Genomic DNA, 16,985 nt, shown 5'->3' with positions numbered 1-16,985 from the left:
ATTGTCTTCATCCTTGAATTTTTAAGCATCTAGAATAGTGTTCCTCAACTGCTCTTTGGGATTTAGTGATTGGTAATTGAATCATTTTCCATGGAAACATCATATTCTCCACGAGTTGCAGCTGCGTTACATTTAGCTCTGTGATATAATGCTTTTTGTGCTGTTACAACAGTTGCGTCATCGCCTTTCCAAATCTCCAAAGTGGGTTGTTGTAACGCTCTGCCAAATGAAAATGTAAGTTTCCACGGTACTTTAGATTTATATAATCTGTTCATTGCATTCAAATTGGCCGTTGCTTCTTCTGCTGATTGCCCGCCCGATAGAAATGCAATTCCCGGAACATTTGCAGGAACTGATTCTAGCAAACAATTTATCGTGGCTTCTGCGACCTCTTCAATGCTATGGTGTTTTTTGTTTTCCGATCCAGAAATTACCATATTCGGCTTCAAAATTATTCCTTCCAGTAATACTTTTTGTTGATGAAGTTGCGCAAATACGTGGTTGAGCACATCGGAAGTTACTTGCCGGCATTGGGCTAACGAATGGTCTCCCAACATCATTACCTCCGGCTCTACAATAGGCACCAAACCTACTTCCTGACACAAGGCTGCATATCGGGCTAAAGAATGTGCGTTCGCTTCAATGCAAGCGGAGCTAGGAATGCCATCGCCAATAGTTAAAACCGCCCGCCATTTAGCGAAACGAGCGCCCATTTCTTGGTATTCTACCAGTCGCTTACGTAAGCCGTCAAGCCCTTCCGTTACTTTCTCACCGGGAAACCCCGCCAATGGTTTAGCTCCTATATCCACCTTAATTCCGGGGACAATGCCTGCATCTATCAGAATTTTGATGAAAGGAGTACCATCTGCTTTTTGCTGTCTGCTAGTTTCATCAAACAAAATCGCTCCGCTTATGCTTTCATTAAGGCCGGGGGTGGTTATAAGTAGTTCACGGTATTTTCTCCGCATCTCTACTGTTTGCGGAATACCCAATTTAGCAAAGCGTTTATTACAGGTTACTATACTTTCATCCATCGCCAGTAATCCTTTATTATTTTCAAATAATTTGGTTACAGTAGCTATCAAAATTTGTTTATGCATTGCTAGGATTTTTTTTCATTTATTAGTCAAAATATCATTTTTTCCGTTCAATTGCCGTCCATTTCCAGTTTACTATCTCTGGCATATCTTCACCATGAACATCAATAAAATGTTTATGCTGAATCAGTTTATCCTTCATCATTTGTTTTAAATAGTCGCCTTTTGCACCTAAATTAGGCACACGATCTACTACATCCTGAACCAAATGAAACCTATCGATGTCGTTTTGCACTCTTATATCAAAAGGTGTGGTAATGGTTCCTTCTTCTTTATAACCTCTTACGTGAAGGTTGCGATTGGTTCTGCGATAAGTTAAGCGATGCACTAACCATGGATAACCATGGAAAGCAAAAACAATATGTTTGTCCTTGGTAAATAACGAATCATAATCCGCATCGCTTAAACCGTGTGGATGCTCGCTTGCAGATTGTAATTTCATCAAATCAACCACGTTAACCACACGAACTTTTAAATCAGGCAAATGTTCCCGAAGAATTGACACTGCTGCCATTACCTCTAAAGTAGGGGTGTCTCCACAGCTGGCCAAAATAACATCCGGTTCAGAATCCTGATCGTTGCTAGCCCATTTCCAAATTCCAATACCTTGTGTACAATGTATGATTGCGGCATCCATATTTAGCCATTGTGGCAGCGGATGTTTACCAGCAACCACCACATTCACATAATTTCTGCTTCGCAAACAATGATCAAAAACAGATAGTAAGCAATTAGCATCTGGCGGTAAATAAACCCTTACGATATCGGCTTTTTTATTGATAACATGATCTAAAAATCCAGGATCTTGATGGGTAAAACCATTATGATCTTGTTGCCACACGTGGGAAGCTAAAAGGTAGTTTAATGAAGCTATCGGACGTCTCCAAGGCAATTCTTTAGTTACTTTTAACCATTTAGCATGTTGACTGAACATCGAATCGACAATGCGGATAAAAGCCTCATAGCTATTAAAAAGACCATGCCTTCCGGTTAACAAATAGCCTTCTAGCCATCCTTGGCATTGGTGTTCGCTCAATTGCGAATCCATTATTCGCCCTGAAGGTGCTAAAAACTCATCATTTTCTTCTTCTTTTGCGTCCCATTGGCGGTTGCTCACTTCAAAAACAGCCCCTAATAAATTAGACAGTGTTTCATCCGGACCAAAAACACGAAAATTATTTCTGTTAAGCTTAACAATATCTCTTAAAAACTTCCCTAAAATTGGTGTATCGCCCAGCACTACTTCTCCTGGTGAAGGAATATCTACCGCATGAATTCTAAAATCGGGCATACAAAGGTTTTGTAATAAAACACCACCATTGGTATGTGGATTGGCACCCATGCGCTTGTCGCCTTTTGGTGCGAGCTCTTGCAATTCTGGAATTAACGTTCCGTTTTCATCAAATAATTCTTCTGGTTTGTAACTTCTCATCCAGCTTTCCAATTGTTTCAGATGATCTGGATGTTTTGGATCAACTAAAATAGGAACTTGGTGAGAACGGAAAGTCCCTTCATTGGGCAAACCATCCACTTCTTTTGGACCAGTCCATCCTTTTGGCGATTTTACTACAATCATAGGCCAACGCGGGCGGGTATTGTCGTTATGTGTTCTGGCATATTCCTGATGCGATTTGATGTTTTCGACAGCTTCGTCTAACACGCTAGCCATTAGTTGGTGCATTTTTTCGGGGTCATCGCCTTCCACAAAGTAGGGTGTCCAGCCACAGCCTTCTAAAAACTTTTCTAATTCCTCATGGTCTATTCTAGCAAGCAGTGTAGGATTGCTTATTTTATATCCGTTTAGGTGCAAAATTGGTAGTACTGCGCCATCCGTAATGGGGTTTAAAAATTTGTTAGAATGCCACGCAGTTGCCAATGGGCCAGTTTCGGCTTCGCCGTCTCCAATAACACAGGCTATAATTAATTCTGGATTATCAAAGGCTGCCCCAAAGGCATGACTTAACGAATAACCTAACTCGCCACCTTCATGTATCGAGCCAGGCGTAGTTGGCGCAACGTGACTTGAAATCCCGCCAGGGAACGAAAATTTAGTAAATAAATGTTTTAAGCCAGCTTCGTCTTGTGTAAACTCAGGATAAATTTCTGTCCATGTGCCTTCCAAATAAACATTCCCCACAATTGCAGGTCCGCCGTGACCTGGGCCTGCGACATAAAACATATCTAAATCGTATTTTTTGATTACACGATTTAAATGAACGTAGATAAAATTTTGTCCGGGAGTTGTACCCCAATGACCTACAACAAGTGGTTTTACATGAGCAAGTTTTAAAGGTTCTTTTAAAAGAGGGTTGTCATATAAATAGATTTGCCCTACGGAAAGATAATTAGCTGCTCGCCAATAGGCATTCATTTTTTGTAATAAATCGGGCGTTAGTGCTTCAAGCTCTTGATCAATTATTTCTACTTCCATGGGTATTTATTGTTTAATATTATATTTCAAAGTATCACAAACCAGTTGTGCTATCATTAATTCCTCATTAGTGTGCATCATATACACCGGTGTTCTACTTTTTTCTGTAGATATGATGGTGGTGTTATTCATATTATGCACTTCATCTAGTTCAATTCCCAGAAACTCCAAACCATCACAAATTTTACTTCTCACTTCTGGCGAATGCTCGCCAATTCCTCCTGAAAATATCAAGGTATCCAAGCCACCTAACACTGCGGTAAAAGCACCTATCCATTTGATGCATTGGTAGCAAAAAAAATCAACAGCCTCAGTTGCTCTTGAATCTTGTTGCTGAATTTTAAGTAGCTGTTGCATATCAGCGGTAGTCCCTGAAATAGCGAGTAACCCAGATTCATGGTTGACCATGTGGTTAAATTGGGCAGGACTCAACTTTTCGAATTGCTGTAAATACCATGCAACGCCTGGATCAAGATCTCCTGTCCGAGTGCTCATAGTTAAACCCGATGCAGGCGTAAAACCCATACTGGTATCTATACTTTTTCCATTTTTAATAGCGACCATACTTGCACCACTACCCAAGTGAGCCACGATTATTTTTCCTTTCGATTTTTCGGTACCTGCGATTCGTTCAAATTCTTGCAACAGATATGCGTAGGAAAGTCCGTGAAAACCATATCTTTTGATGCCTTTGTTACGATATTTTCTGGGGATAGGAACTAGCTTGGCAATTGCCGGCATGGAAGTATGGAAATACGTGTCAAAACAAGCAACCTGATCTACATCCGGATAACGCTTTCTAAACACTTCAATCAATTCAATTTCCGCAGGTAAATGTTCTGGGTCAAAAGCACTGATTGCTTTCAATTGCGCTAAAAATTCATCGGTAATTTTTTCAGGAGCCGTGTGCTTCATACCCTGCACTATTCGGTGACCTATCGCCGTTACTTTGATATACTCGGTTTCTTTTTGGAGCCAATTAAACAGCCATTCTGCAGCTTCGGTGTGGTTGGTTACGGGGATATCGATATGATGATTTTTAACTCCATTAGCGTGTGTGAAATGAAGTTGAGCTTGCCCACTCCAAATGCCTTCCATTTCGCCAGAAAGCAATTGATTAAGAGGTTCTTTTATTTCGTAAAGGGCGTATTTTATGCTCGATGAACCTCCATTTATGGTTAGCAAACAGTTTCGTGGCAAATTATCCATGGGTAGTTTGGGTTAGATTTAAGCCGAATTCTTTTAATTTTTCGACTGTAGATTTATAATCAATATGAGAGATGCCCTTCATTCCAAAACCTCTTCCAATCTCCACAAATAGGGGCTGGTTATCTATGTAAATGCTCTCACTTGGGTTTATTTGAGCGATATCTATTGCCAGACTAAAAATAGCTACATCTGGCTTTCGCAGATTCACAAAAGAAGAAGAAACAAAAAAGTCGACGAACTCATTCAGTTTAAAATTCTTTATTCGATATTCGTTGAGTTCTCTGGCTTCATTACTAATGACCCCGACTTTTAAACCGTATTTTTTCTTTAAATGGATGAAGAGTGAAATCATTTCAGGATGAGGAAGGGATTGTTGAAACATGAACGTTTTAAAGTCATCCAGTGAAAAATCTCTTTTTTGGTAAAAGACCACACGTTCTAAATATGTTGCCAATGTCATTTGACCAAGTTCGTAGGTTTCAAAATTGAGGCGATGGCGTTCCTCCATTTCATCGTAATTAAGCTTGAATTCTTTAGCCGCATCTTGCCGGGCGTAATGATCCCATCCGTCGGAAAGCAAAACACCTCCGATATCCAAAAATAAAGTTGTAATAGGATTTTTATTAACCATGAGATTTTTTTATTGAAATTGCTCTTTTGTGCCGACCGTTACCAAGTGTCAAAAGATATTAGATGTTTTGTGATATGTTTTTCATCTACTTATGAAAATGCAACAGGCTCTGCGTAACATTATAAAGGTGGGATTCTGCTTATGATAAGAATTACATAACTAGTTGAATATGTTACATGATTCACACCTTGGAAAAGGATTTTGAACTTGTTTTTGTAGTAATCTTTGGGTTATTTAAAGTACTTATTCAAAGATTAACGAGATAAATATTACACTTATAATGTAAACAAATTTGTTTATATTTGAATATGCAAATCGTAATGGATAAATATAAAGGTATACACCCTGGAATAGTATTGGAAAGAGAGTTGAAGAAAAGAAAACTTAAAAAAGCGCCTTTTGCAATCTCTCTAAAAGAATACCCACAGACCTTAAATGAAATCACGAAAGGGAGACGCGGTATTACGCCAGCTTTATCTCTAAAAATAGATAAAGCATTGGAGTTCGAAGAAGGAACTATGCTTGTTTTGCAGGCTTATTATGAGATAGGGAAAGAAAAATTGAAACTAGAAAATCGACCAAATCTTTCTCTGCTTAGAAACGCTCTTTTTTGGGATACTGATATAGAGAAAATAAATTGGAGTAAGCAATTTAAATCCGTTATAAAAAGAGTATTTGAACGAGGGAACGAAGGAGAAAAAAGCGAGATTATTCGATTTTACGGTATAGAAAAAGTGAAAGAAGTTACCGGAGATAATGATCAGAAAATTTCTTTAAAAATTCTTGATCACGTTAAAACTAGTTAACATGCTTTACTGGAATACGGTTGAAATACTTTTAAAAGAAACTTTGCTAGCCTTAATGCAGGCGGAGGAATTAAGCGAGTTTAGATTGGTCGGAGGTACGGCGATGAGTTTGTATCTGGGTCATAGAATGTCTGTAGATATTGATCTTTTTACAGATGCTAAATATGGGTCTATAAACTTCGAAGAGATTGACAAATTCCTTCAGAGAAGTTTCGCTTATGTGAAGGGAGATTTCGGAGGAAATCCTGGACTTGGTAAATCATATCTTGTTGGAAAATCTAGGGATGAAGTTGTGAAACTGGATTTATACTATTCGATGGATCCCTTTTTTCAAAATCCTGTTGAAGAAGAAGGTGTTAGAATGGCAAGTTTAGAAGAGATTATAGCCATGAAAGTGGATATTATTCAGAGAGGAGGGAGGAAGAAAGATTTTTGGGATTTACATGAAATGTTACCTCGTTATAATATCAGTCAAATGCTCGATCTTCATAAGCAAAGATTTGAATGGACTCATGATGAAAAGCTAATAAGAGAAAATTTCACGAATTTCGGAGAAGCAGAGGATGATTTGACTCCAATTTGTTTACGAGGAAAAGAATGGGCCTTCATAAAAGAGGATTTTGAAGATGCTCTAGCGAACTCTTCCGAGGAATAGGAGTTGCATTATAAAAATAGAATGGTTAAATTTGAACCAATAGCTATTAAACTTAATGTGAGTAAAACAGTGAGTAGCTATCGTAACGCTCAATCAACTTATTGATATATAAATATTTGCGGAAGGATTTAACCGTCCTGCCATCCCGACTGAAACACAGTCTAAATGAGTACAAAACCCTCTAAATATCATAATTTAGAGGGTTTTCTGTTTTTTAACAGTCTATAATAATCCTTTTTAATCCATCTCAACTGTAATTTTTTGCTTGAATTTGCAATCTAATCTCCAAATCATTACCTATTTATAACCTAACAAAGCATCAGCTTAAGTTCCCTTAACGACGAAAAGCATAATTCAGCAATCAAGTGGTGTTTATTTTTAAATTATTGAGTCTGCAAGCGTAAGCCGGTGTTCTATCTACTTTGTTGTATAGCGAATAATCAAACTTTCACATTTGCATCAATATTTTAAAAAAAACTATTTATGATTCTTAAAAAATTTAGGCATATTGGCTTTCTAGGGAAGTTAGTGATGATTTGCTTGTTTGCCCTTTTTGTGACCTCATGTAAAAAAGACCCAGTTAAGAAAGATACCGCAAGTGGTTTCAAAAATTTTATCCCACAAAAAGGCTACACTTACACTTATAAGTTTACCGGTGATGAGCTAGAAAACGCCACACTTGTAAAAACTGTTACTGGGAGTAAAGATTCTCTGGGTACTAAAGTTTACGAGCTACAGAGTACGTTTACCTATGAGGGTGAGGATTTACATTTTAAAAATAAAATTTATGACCTTGGTGGGTTTACCATTTCAACCTTTTATCAGTTCTCAGAATGGGATAAGTTTGTAAAGCTGCTTACAACCTCCGTTGAGGAAGGAGGAGGTCAGGTGCTAGAAAACAAAGTAACTGGTGTGCCATATAACCTGTCTATTAGTAACACACCAATAGTTGGTAGCGATTTAAAATTTACGGGTGGTCCCACACAGTTTTATTTCAAGGCATCTGTTGGAACTGATAACAATGCAATTATTGAAACTAAGCAAACAATTACCCGTCACGATGGAAAAGCAACCAGGAAAGAGACCATAGAAACACCAGCAGGGAAATTTAAGTGTACTGTATGGATTTACAATATTGACAGTAAAATCGAGAATTATTTAAACGGGAACTTAACCAATACAACTATCACCACAGATAAAATCGCAGTGTGGACTGCACCTGGGATCGGTGATGTGCTAACCATAACAGAGGGTTCTGACGGCGGTTTGAGTGAATTAACACTCTTTAAAATTAGTAAATAAAGCAAACTGTCTTTTCGTATTTGCAAACGGCATCGGTTAAAAACAGATGCCGTTTTTGTTTTTGCGATTATTCTTTACAATAGATTCGACTCTAAAATATTTATATAAAATTCTGTTTTACCGATGATACCTGCGTATTTTATAACTAGTCTAGTATCGATTGTTTCTCATTCAAAAAGGTTCAAAGTTCGATTCTTTTTTCAGCAAGGTTGTTACGGTTTTCTCCTCAATTACGTATTGCCTTTACCACTGTAACAATCTAAACGTCAAAGCATCTAACCTTAAGCCATCAGCTAAAAACTTTGGAAGTGGAAGACGTTTTTTTGAGCAACAATAAGTATAGCAGATGCACAACTAACCAATAGAAAATTATAATTTTAATCAATGAAAATAAAAACTTTAATCGTCGACGATGAGCCTTACGCTATCGAAGTAATTGCAAATTACGTTGAAAACTTCTCTGAGATTGAGGTAGTAGCAAAATGCAATAATGCTATTCAAGCTTTTAGTTTTTTACAAAAAAACCAGGTCGACTTAATTTTTTTAGATATTAATATGCCAGGCTTATCTGGGATAGATTTTTTGAGAAGTATGAAAAACCCGCCTAAAGTGATTTTTACTACCGCTTATCAAGATTATGCTCTTGAAGCTTTTGATTTAAACGTTGTAGATTATCTGTTAAAGCCCATTCCGTTCGACCGGTTTTTGAAAGCGATAGAAAAAGTGTTTGAGTTATTTAAACTGAAAGCAACTTCTAAAATTAGCATTGCAAATGAACCTTTACAGTTACCTAATGAAACCGTTCTGTATTTACGCGTAGATAGAAAAATGGTGAAGGTTAAAGTTGACGAGATTTACTGGGTTGAAAGCGCTAAAGATTATATTAAAGTGGCGTTAAAAGACAAGATTTTAGTCAGTAAACAGAAAATAAGTGTGTTGCAGGAACTGTTGCCCGATGATAAATTTTTGCGGATCCACCGTTCTTTTATGGTTTCGATAGATAAAATAGAAAGCTATAACTCTTACAGTATTGAGGTTTTAGGTAAAGAATTGCCTATCGGTAGAAACTACAAACTAGAAAGCCAGAGACAATTAAGAGTACTCAGCTAGGCTAGCATCAATTTAAATAAGTGTTTTTTGCTTTAATAAAGCTCTAATAGAAGCTAAGTGTGCAAACAGGACAATTGGCACCACAAATGTTGGAAGCCAGCTAAACGGGAAATTTGAGATCGCGATATTCGGTTGTTCAAATGCGAATCGCTGGATTGGTGAAGGTGTAGATAAAAGAGCGATAAAAATAATGTTTGTTAGTAGACCTAGGCACACGAAGTTCCAGATCAAAATCACATTTCGGTGAAGCATTTTTTTTGTTAACCCAAAATATGCGATAAAAGGTGCGGTTATTCCTGCAATAATATCAAAATTACGCCCTTCAAAAGTCATTAATTCTGGGACAGCTTTGTTCAAAAAAAGCCAGAATAATACTATCTCAACCGGTAGCCTAATAAGGTGTAAATACGTTAGCGTTTTTATCGATAAACTATCAATAAAGTCTCGTCCTTGAGCGGATAAGAATAATATGATAATGGTGACGATTGGAGGGAAGATTCCGAAAATCATTATTTTTGGTGGAAACAAATCCGTTTCTGCATTGTAAACTCCTTTTATGGTGAGTAAAGCATGAACAGCCAGCCATAGGCTCATCGCTATCGCAATATTCTTCCTTGAGCCAGAGTTTTTGATCGATAGCATAATGAATACAAAAGCCATTGCTGTCGTTAATGCAAATGTGATGGAGATATAGATTGGCAGGTTCTCTATCATTTCTTAAAGGTTTTGTTTAAAACACCGATGTTATTTGCTGACTTCAGTATTTAAGATAAATTTTTTAGGCAATTTCGGTTTTTTAAATGAGATTAAAATGATAGTGAAAATTGATACGAGGCTAATAATGCTATTCCCTAAAACGTAACCAATTCCGTAGCTATTTAGTGTTTCATTATATCTCAATACATTGATAACCTCTCTTGCACTTATGACGAGAACCAGGAAAAGAATAATTTTAAAGAAAACTTTCATATCTAATAAAAATTTATCCGCCTGGCCGAACACTGAAACTAAAACCGAGAGTGACCAGACGGAATAAATTTTATTTTGTTACGGTAACGGTTGTTGGTGTATAAATACCGAAGGTTATAGCTCCTATTAATCCATTTACAAAGCTATGCTGAATGTTTAGCGAATAATCTTTTGCATCGCCCACTAAAGTTTTTGCATCACTTACTGCAACTGGTGCTAACCCGTACACTACGTAGTGATTCCATTTTACAACTTTTTCATTGGTTTGAGGACCTTTTCCAACTACAGCTGTGTAAGAGTAGCAAGAAGACAATAGCGTTGTTGTGCATACTAGTCCAAAAAATACTTTTGTTAATTTCATTTTCATTCTGTTTTTTCAACAAGTTTAGGGCTTGTTAAAAAGGGTTGAAATTAGTGAGGTTGAATGATCGTATTTTGTCGACAGATGGACTTTTTTGAAGTTTAGACTGCAACTTATTCACTCAATCTTTTTTACCATTTTGAAATTTGTTAAGGCCACACCTTTTACTTTTACAGATTGTTCTTTTACAGCTAAAAATCCCACGTTTTCAAAAAAACTTTTTGCTGTTTTACTAACGTTGGCTGTTAATTCCTTTTGTAATTGCCGTTTCGCTTCTTTCTCAAGCTCAGCGTAAAGCAACTTGGCAATTCCCTTCCGTTGATAGTGGTGATGAATATAAAAAAGATCGATATAATTACCCTCGGCTAAGGTGCAAAACCCGGTGATTATTTCTCCATCCTGTGCGATGAATGCCATCTGATTGTTGAGGATGTCTTGCCACCGTTGGTCATCGTCAATCGCCGAAATCCAAGCCTCAATCTGTATACTGTTGTAATCCGATTTGCAAGTGTTTTCAATGGTGTTTATAACCAAGGTTTTTAGTTGTGTTACATCGTTACACCTACCTTGTCTGATCATCATCTTGTTAGCATTTTGGATTTTTATCAATGATAGTTAGCGATTGATCTATTTTTTCAAACGCTTGTAATGTAGTTGTGTAAGTCCTTTTTCAAATTGTTTTGTTGAAAGCAGTTCAAGCTGTTGCTCGGGCCTGCCGTCCTTAAAAAGCCTAATTCCGTCGCCCAACAAAATCGGAATAACGGAGATGATATACTCATCAATCAAATCGTTTTTTATCAGTTCGGTTGCGGTCTCTGCTCCACCATCGCAAAAAATAGTTTTTCCGTCTTTTAACTTAAGCAGTGTAACTAACGTTTTAATATTGCCTGTATAAAACTTTAAAGAACCATTGGTAGATTTAGGAGTTCTTGTGAGGATATAGCAGTCCTTATCAACGTGGGGGAAATCATAGCCCATGGATAATACTTTATCATAAGTTTTACGGCCAACAATCACGGTGTCTACAGTTTTAACAAAATCGGCATAACCATAATCTTGTCCTTCTTGTTCAACTAAGGAAAGAAAACTTAAGTCGTCATTTGTTTTCGCTATATAACCATCTAAACTTGTTGCGATGTATAAAATTAGTTTTCTGCTCAATTTTAAAAATATTTTATCGAGATAACCCGGTACAATTAATTATAAACACGTTTGTCAACCTTATTGTCTTTTGGATTTAAGTTTTTAAGGTAAGCGTATATCGCCTCCAAATCTTTGTTTTTCATCCCGGTATACATACTCCAAGGCATTGGCGTATTATTTACACTCAATCCAACAACTTCGGGCTGGTAAGTAGTATCGCTATACATTTTAAAACGCTGTACAAAAGCCTCTTTACTCCAATTTCCTATGCCATTTGTTTTATGCATGGTGATGTTGGGCGATGTTAAAGTACCGTCTGGGAACTTAAATTCCATACCACCACCAAACTCGGTACCTGCAATAACCTGCCCTTTATCTGTCTTGCTGTGGCAATCTACGCAACCGGCAACATTTACTAAATATGCCCCGTAACTTACGCTGTCTTTTTCGGCTGGAATCTTTTTAAATTGTGCCTTCCTAGGCAAAGTTTTATTAATCAGATTCACCGGAAAGTCGAGCTCAGTTTTGGGAATAACATTCGTAATAGGTGCAATAGATCTTAGGTAAGCAACTATACTTAATACGTCTTCCTTGTCCATTTTTCCAAATCTGGGATATGCCATCAGCGGGAAAAGTGCGCTACCATCCTTACTTTTTCCAGTGGTAATTGCTTTGATGATTTCGCCATCTGTCCAACCAGCTAATGTATGCGGAGTAATGTTTGGCGCATAGATTTTTCCCGGAAAACCCAGGTTTTCGTCAAACAATTCGCCACCACTTCCTAAAGTTCCGCTAACCATTGGGCCTGCGTATAAGTTCCAGTCTCTTTTGCTATGGCAATCCATACAAGCGGCCACATGGTTTGCTAAATATTCGCCTCTTTCTATACGTTGTGCTGTTGCTTCTACTTTAATAACTTCAGCATTTCCGGTATTGGGTAAAGTGGAGTTTACATAAATGCCACCTGCAAGTGCTAACAACACAATTACTGATAAAATAATTCCTATCGATTTTAAAATTTTCATTTTTAAAGATTTTATTTTCTTCAAAAGTGGGATAAAAAACAATAAATAGGAAATGCTGTCGACAAACGACAATATTGAGCGTACGAACGAATAATATTTATTGTTGCTATAGCCGATGTACAATTTTTAAAGATTAACTCCAATTGCATTTTCCTGCTAATTTTTGAGCCTGAGAAAATGAAATATAGAATCGATAAAGTGCATTACAGAGCTAATTATTGTGTTTTGGTCGATAAATTTTGTTATAAAAAGCCTAAAGACCTCCTTTTGCAAAATAATTTTATAAAACAATGAAAAAGAAAATTTTAACTTTCGCTTTTATCAGCGTTATGGCTTTCAGTGCATGCAAACACGATAAAGAAAAGCCATTACCAAACCTAACTAATTTTACGCTAGCCGAAAATTCTAAAATCAAATGGATAGGAAAAGCCGGCGACGGGCGTGTAAACGAGGGAAATATTAAAGTTTACGGAAGAATTGATGCTGAAATTTTTAAAACCAATGTTTTAGGGAATTTAAAACGTGGCGAGTTTGATGTTCCAATATCTTCAATTGATGTTACTAATCTACCTCCAGATCTTAAACCCGTTTTGGAACAGCATTTAAAAACAGCTGATTTCTTTTATGCAATCATGCATCCCAATGTAAAAATTGCAGTTATTTCTGCAAAGCATGTTAATCGTCAGATTTCTGACGATAAGTTTATGGTTGAAGCAGAAATGACCTTATTGGGGCACACACATCCGGTACAATTTCCGGCGGTTATTACGCTCGATGGAGATAATCTGAAGATAAAAGCCGATTTTGAGTTTGACAGAACCGTGTGGGGAATGAATTATCATGTAGATAATTCTTATCCGGATGCGGACCGAATTCTAAAGAATGTAGGCGTAAATTTAGAGCTTAAGGCTACAAGAAATTAATTTTAAAATAGGAGCGGTGAGGCCTGTAGATTTGATTATCTGTGGGCTTTTTTTGATGTTATGGAAGAAGCCAGTTTAAAACCCAAGGTAGAGAGGGAAATCGGTTTTTACACTGGCTTTTTGTTTAGATTTGATGCGTTAGAACTTGGGGTAAGTGGCTTTTAATGGTTTCAATTTGGTGAATGTGCCGAATGTTATGATTGATCAAAAAGCGAAAAGTATCACCCAATTTTAACTTTATAAGTGTTGTAATTGATATTGGAATTCTAATGCTATTCAAGTTTTTTGAACGGGATAATTCTATCAGTTTTAAAAGTTTGATTTGTTGGTTGATAAAGTTATCAATTACTGCTCGGTTTAAATCTGTATAAATTGGATCCTTATCTTTAAATGTTTTCATTTTAGATCCCGGTTTTGGCAACATGCTATTTGCAAAGTAGTTTCCTAAAAAGCCAGTATTAAAATCAGAACTCGGGATAGTGGTTGATTTTTGGATGTTTTTTTCTAAGGCTGGCAAATAAAAATCGCCATACAGATTAAGGTGTTCAATACATTCTAAAATACTCCATGAATTTTCTGATAAGCGGGAGTTTAAATAGCCCGTATCGAGTTCTTTGAGGTTTTCAACGGCATTCATGTTTTGCCTAGTTTGCTCTATAAGCGTTTGAATTAATTTTTCTGATTCCATAATTTTTTTTACAAAAATGGAAGATTAACATTTTCTAAATCTTGATTTGAATCATGATTTTTTTAACCGCGATAAAGTTTCTGCACTCATGCGCAAGTAGTTTGCGATATGCTTTTCGGGGATTTCTTGAAACAACTTAGGGCTTCGTTTCATAACGCTTTCATAACGTTTTTTTGGAGAACTCGTTAATAAATCAATCTCCCTTTCGTGTTGTTGTATAATTAGGTTTTCTAGTGTTTTAATCCATAATTCTTTTACCGTTTCATCTTTTAACAAAGCGTTAAATTGTACTTTATTAATAACCCTAACTACTGTTTTTTTAATGGCCTGTATAAATAAACCCGATGGCCGGTTGCTTAAAAATGAATCTAATGCGACAATCAGGTTTTCTTTATAGCCAAACCTGATTACTTGTTCATCATCATCATTCAAAACAAAGATACGTAGGCTACCGCTTTCAATAAAATAGATATTGGTATCAATACTTCCAGCTACTTTTAAATATTGGTTTCTGTTTACCGTAATCGTTTTCTCAGAAAGGGAGCGTAAGCTATCAATCATTGCCTAGTTAATTGTTTTTATATGATGAAATAATCTAAATTAGTATTTTAACCTAAAAATATGTTGTGTCATTTCTAAATATTCATCGAGCTAATGACTTGTTCTTCTGATACTTTGTTGTACAAGCAACTAAAACATCACCACAATATTTCTAATAAAAGTATTGAAAAAGTATTAGGAATTGCACAACAAAAAAAATACGCTAAGGGAGCTGTCGTTTTAAAAGAAGGGCAAATTTGTAAGAATATTTTATTTGTTGAAAAAGGATATTTAAAATCATCTTATAATAAAGACGGCGTAATTATAAACCTAAACTTTAGTTTTGAAGGGGAGTTTGCCACCAACCTAAAGAGTCTACGTTCTCAGTTAGGTTCTGATATTGTGATACAAGCAGGCGAAGATGCTTTAATTTATCAATTTGACAAAACCCAGCTGATTGATTTGTACGAATATTCGCCAGAAATTACCTTTTTTGGGAGAGAAGTTTTAGAGCAGATATTAATGGCGCAGGAAGAGCATAGCAATCTATTTAAGCTCTACTCGGCTACAGAACGCTATCATTACATTGCCAAACACCATCCTCAGTATTTACAACGCATCAGTTTAACGCAATTAGCTTCTTATTTAGGGTTAAGCCGTGAAACCTTAACTAGGATTAGAAAAAAGAACTAGCTTTTTATTTTGTGACTTTTGTCTCAGGTATCAGATTTTTAAAGCAATAATCTTTGTGCTGTGTTGGGATTCACTAACGCATCATAAATTTTATAAATGAGCACAAAAAGCAATATCGAAACCAATAAATCAATAGTGCGGGAGTTTATTGATGTAATCTGGAATAAAAATCGGTTAACGGACATTGAAAATTACTTAAGTGCAGATTATGTTGATCATTCCTTATTACCTACGCTATCCCCTAATAAAGAAGGTACCTTATTTTGGATTACAGCGACTGGTAAATCGTTTGAACACGAAACGATAATTGGCGATATGGTTTGTGAAGATGATAAAGTGATGCTCAAAATAACGATGAAGCTAAAGCATATAGGTGTTTGGCGGGATATAAAACCTACCCATTTAGAGTTTTCTATAAACGGTTTTCGTTTTTATAGAATGGAAGAAGGGAAAATAAAAGAACATTGGGCATTAATTGACGGCAACGCTATAGAAAATCAGTTAAAGAACACTAACAATAGCTGTAAAGTTGTTCAATAAGAAACTAACGCAATTGATACGCTATACTCTTTCATCCAAAAATTTTCATGTAAAATACAAACCGACAACTTGTTACTGCCGATGGAGGTGTTAAACTTGCTTTCTGTCTACGTTAGCTATTTGTTTGAATAGAATTTGTTTTTTTTGCGGAATAAATTTAAAATAGATATGAAAACATTAATCAGCACAAAATTATTTCCGATAGGGGTATTACTATTACTTGTTTTAGCGTGTAGTAAAGAGAAAATTTCGCCAAGTGGCAAACAGATAACTGTGACAAGAACCACTGGCGAATTTGATAAAGTAGGTGTTTCTGGAGCTTCAAAAGTGTATATATTGCCTGGCAGTACTTTTAAAATAGAAGTAAAGGGCTCAGAAAATTTGGTTTCAAAATTTATAACCAAGGTTGAAAATAGAGAACTCATATTAAAGTATAGCAAGGATGTTAATGTACAGTCTGACGATATTGAAGTTTATATCAACATGCCTAAAATTAATAGAGTAAGTACTTATGGAAGCGCAACTGTTGAACTCTCGGGCAATTTTGGTTCGCAAGAAATCTTTTTGGCCAACATAAGCGGTTCTGGAGATATTAAGTTCGACGGGATTTTAAAGGTCAATAATCTTGAAGCAGAAATTTACGGTTCAGGTAATTGCGATTTACAAAAAATAATCGCCAAAAACGCTAATGCAGAAACACGAGGCTCCGGAAGTATTACGACCACCGTAACAGATAAACTTGACGTAAAAATAGCTGGTAGCGGGAATGTGTATTATTACGGAAATCCTGTTTTAACCACAGAAATCTCTGGCTCGGGAAAAGCAGTTAAGAAGTAGGTAATACTAATATTTAAATTATTAA

At 36.3% G+C, this 16,985-nt stretch carries 19 protein-coding genes; 8 read left to right on the top strand and 11 right to left on the bottom strand.

Features of this window, described 5'->3' with window-relative positions; genetic code table 11:
• Positions 1–62: 62 nt before the first annotated feature.
• From B176_RS19435 to B176_RS0110670, 4 genes are read right to left on the bottom strand one after another with little or no spacing between them, the layout of a single operon-like run.
• Complete coding sequence (locus B176_RS19435; RefSeq protein WP_017258805.1) at positions 63–1,100, bottom strand: class I fructose-bisphosphate aldolase; 1,038 nt, start codon at positions 1,098–1,100, stop codon at positions 63–65.
• Positions 1,101–1,134: 34 nt separating this feature from the next.
• A complete protein-coding gene (locus tag B176_RS0110680) occupies positions 1,135–3,528 on the bottom strand; it encodes a phosphoketolase family protein (protein ID WP_017258804.1) in 2,394 nt (797 codons plus the stop codon).
• 6 nt (positions 3,529–3,534) lie between these two features.
• Positions 3,535–4,737: an acetate/propionate family kinase gene (locus B176_RS0110675; protein WP_017258803.1), complete on the bottom strand. Its 1,203-nt coding sequence runs from the start codon at positions 4,735–4,737 to the stop codon at positions 3,535–3,537.
• Positions 4,730–5,368: an HAD family hydrolase gene (locus B176_RS0110670; RefSeq protein WP_017258802.1), complete on the bottom strand. Its 639-nt coding sequence runs from the start codon at positions 5,366–5,368 to the stop codon at positions 4,730–4,732. The genes B176_RS0110675 and B176_RS0110670 overlap by 8 nt, the downstream gene beginning before the upstream one ends.
• A gap of 320 nt (positions 5,369–5,688) precedes the next feature.
• On the opposite strand from B176_RS0110670, the gene B176_RS0110665 reads away from it, so the two are divergent.
• From B176_RS0110665 to B176_RS0110650, 4 genes are all read left to right on the top strand, one after another.
• Positions 5,689–6,174 (top strand): helix-turn-helix transcriptional regulator, encoded by a 486-nt coding sequence (locus B176_RS0110665; protein ID WP_237739820.1) that lies wholly within the window; start codon positions 5,689–5,691, stop codon positions 6,172–6,174.
• 1 nt (position 6,175) lies between these two features.
• The gene (locus B176_RS0110660; RefSeq protein WP_017258800.1) at positions 6,176–6,829 is read left to right on the top strand and encodes a nucleotidyl transferase AbiEii/AbiGii toxin family protein; all 654 of its coding nucleotides are present in this window, start codon (positions 6,176–6,178) and stop codon (positions 6,827–6,829) included.
• Positions 6,830–7,312: 483 nt separating this feature from the next.
• A complete protein-coding gene (locus B176_RS0110655; protein ID WP_017258799.1) occupies positions 7,313–8,131 on the top strand; it encodes a TapB family protein in 819 nt (272 codons plus the stop codon).
• A 384-nt stretch (positions 8,132–8,515) separates the two neighbouring features.
• Positions 8,516–9,241, top strand: a complete 726-nt coding sequence (locus tag B176_RS0110650; protein WP_017258798.1) for a LytR/AlgR family response regulator transcription factor — start codon at positions 8,516–8,518, stop codon at positions 9,239–9,241.
• Positions 9,242–9,253: 12 nt separating this feature from the next.
• Here the strand turns inward: B176_RS0110650 and B176_RS0110645 are convergent, their stop codons facing one another.
• From B176_RS0110645 to B176_RS0110620, 5 genes are all read right to left on the bottom strand, one after another.
• Positions 9,254–9,955 (bottom strand): hypothetical protein, encoded by a 702-nt coding sequence (locus B176_RS0110645; RefSeq protein WP_026063268.1) that lies wholly within the window; start codon positions 9,953–9,955, stop codon positions 9,254–9,256.
• Positions 9,956–10,280: 325 nt separating this feature from the next.
• Complete coding sequence (locus tag B176_RS0110635; protein ID WP_202803344.1) at positions 10,281–10,571, bottom strand: Bor family protein; 291 nt, start codon at positions 10,569–10,571, stop codon at positions 10,281–10,283.
• Positions 10,572–10,688: 117 nt separating this feature from the next.
• Positions 10,689–11,153 (bottom strand): GNAT family N-acetyltransferase, encoded by a 465-nt coding sequence (locus B176_RS0110630; protein ID WP_040540410.1) that lies wholly within the window; start codon positions 11,151–11,153, stop codon positions 10,689–10,691.
• 45 nt (positions 11,154–11,198) lie between these two features.
• Positions 11,199–11,732 (bottom strand): dihydrofolate reductase family protein, encoded by a 534-nt coding sequence (locus tag B176_RS0110625; RefSeq protein ID WP_017258793.1) that lies wholly within the window; start codon positions 11,730–11,732, stop codon positions 11,199–11,201.
• Between the two features lie 35 nt (positions 11,733–11,767).
• Positions 11,768–12,739, bottom strand: a complete 972-nt coding sequence (locus B176_RS0110620) for a c-type cytochrome (RefSeq protein ID WP_017258792.1) — start codon at positions 12,737–12,739, stop codon at positions 11,768–11,770.
• A gap of 290 nt (positions 12,740–13,029) precedes the next feature.
• On the opposite strand from B176_RS0110620, the gene B176_RS0110615 reads away from it, so the two are divergent.
• On the top strand, positions 13,030–13,662 hold the full coding sequence (locus B176_RS0110615) for a YceI family protein (protein WP_017258791.1): 633 nt from the start codon (positions 13,030–13,032) through the stop codon (positions 13,660–13,662).
• A gap of 124 nt (positions 13,663–13,786) precedes the next feature.
• On the opposite strand, the gene B176_RS0110610 is transcribed toward B176_RS0110615, so the two are convergent.
• Both B176_RS0110610 and B176_RS0110605 read right to left on the bottom strand, forming a co-directional pair.
• A complete protein-coding gene (locus B176_RS0110610; RefSeq protein ID WP_017258790.1) occupies positions 13,787–14,350 on the bottom strand; it encodes a DinB family protein in 564 nt (187 codons plus the stop codon).
• 51 nt (positions 14,351–14,401) lie between these two features.
• Complete coding sequence (locus B176_RS0110605; RefSeq protein WP_017258789.1) at positions 14,402–14,911, bottom strand: Crp/Fnr family transcriptional regulator; 510 nt, start codon at positions 14,909–14,911, stop codon at positions 14,402–14,404.
• A 93-nt stretch (positions 14,912–15,004) separates the two neighbouring features.
• On the opposite strand from B176_RS0110605, the gene B176_RS0110600 reads away from it, so the two are divergent.
• From B176_RS0110600 to B176_RS0110590, 3 genes are all read left to right on the top strand, one after another.
• A complete protein-coding gene (locus B176_RS0110600; protein ID WP_017258788.1) occupies positions 15,005–15,583 on the top strand; it encodes a Crp/Fnr family transcriptional regulator in 579 nt (192 codons plus the stop codon).
• 96 nt (positions 15,584–15,679) lie between these two features.
• Positions 15,680–16,123, top strand: coding sequence for an ester cyclase (locus B176_RS0110595; protein WP_017258787.1), 444 nt, complete (start codon positions 15,680–15,682; stop codon positions 16,121–16,123).
• A gap of 168 nt (positions 16,124–16,291) precedes the next feature.
• Entirely contained in the window at positions 16,292–16,960 is a 669-nt protein-coding gene (locus B176_RS0110590) for a head GIN domain-containing protein (protein WP_017258786.1), read from the top strand.
• Positions 16,961–16,985: the final 25 nt, after the last annotated feature.

It is taken from the genome of Pedobacter arcticus A12 (genome assembly GCF_000302595.1).
Lineage (GTDB): Bacteria > Bacteroidota > Bacteroidia > Sphingobacteriales > Sphingobacteriaceae > Pseudopedobacter > Pseudopedobacter arcticus.
The sequence above is the reverse complement of the archived record's forward strand: the minus strand, read 5'-3'. Positions and strand labels throughout refer to the sequence as shown.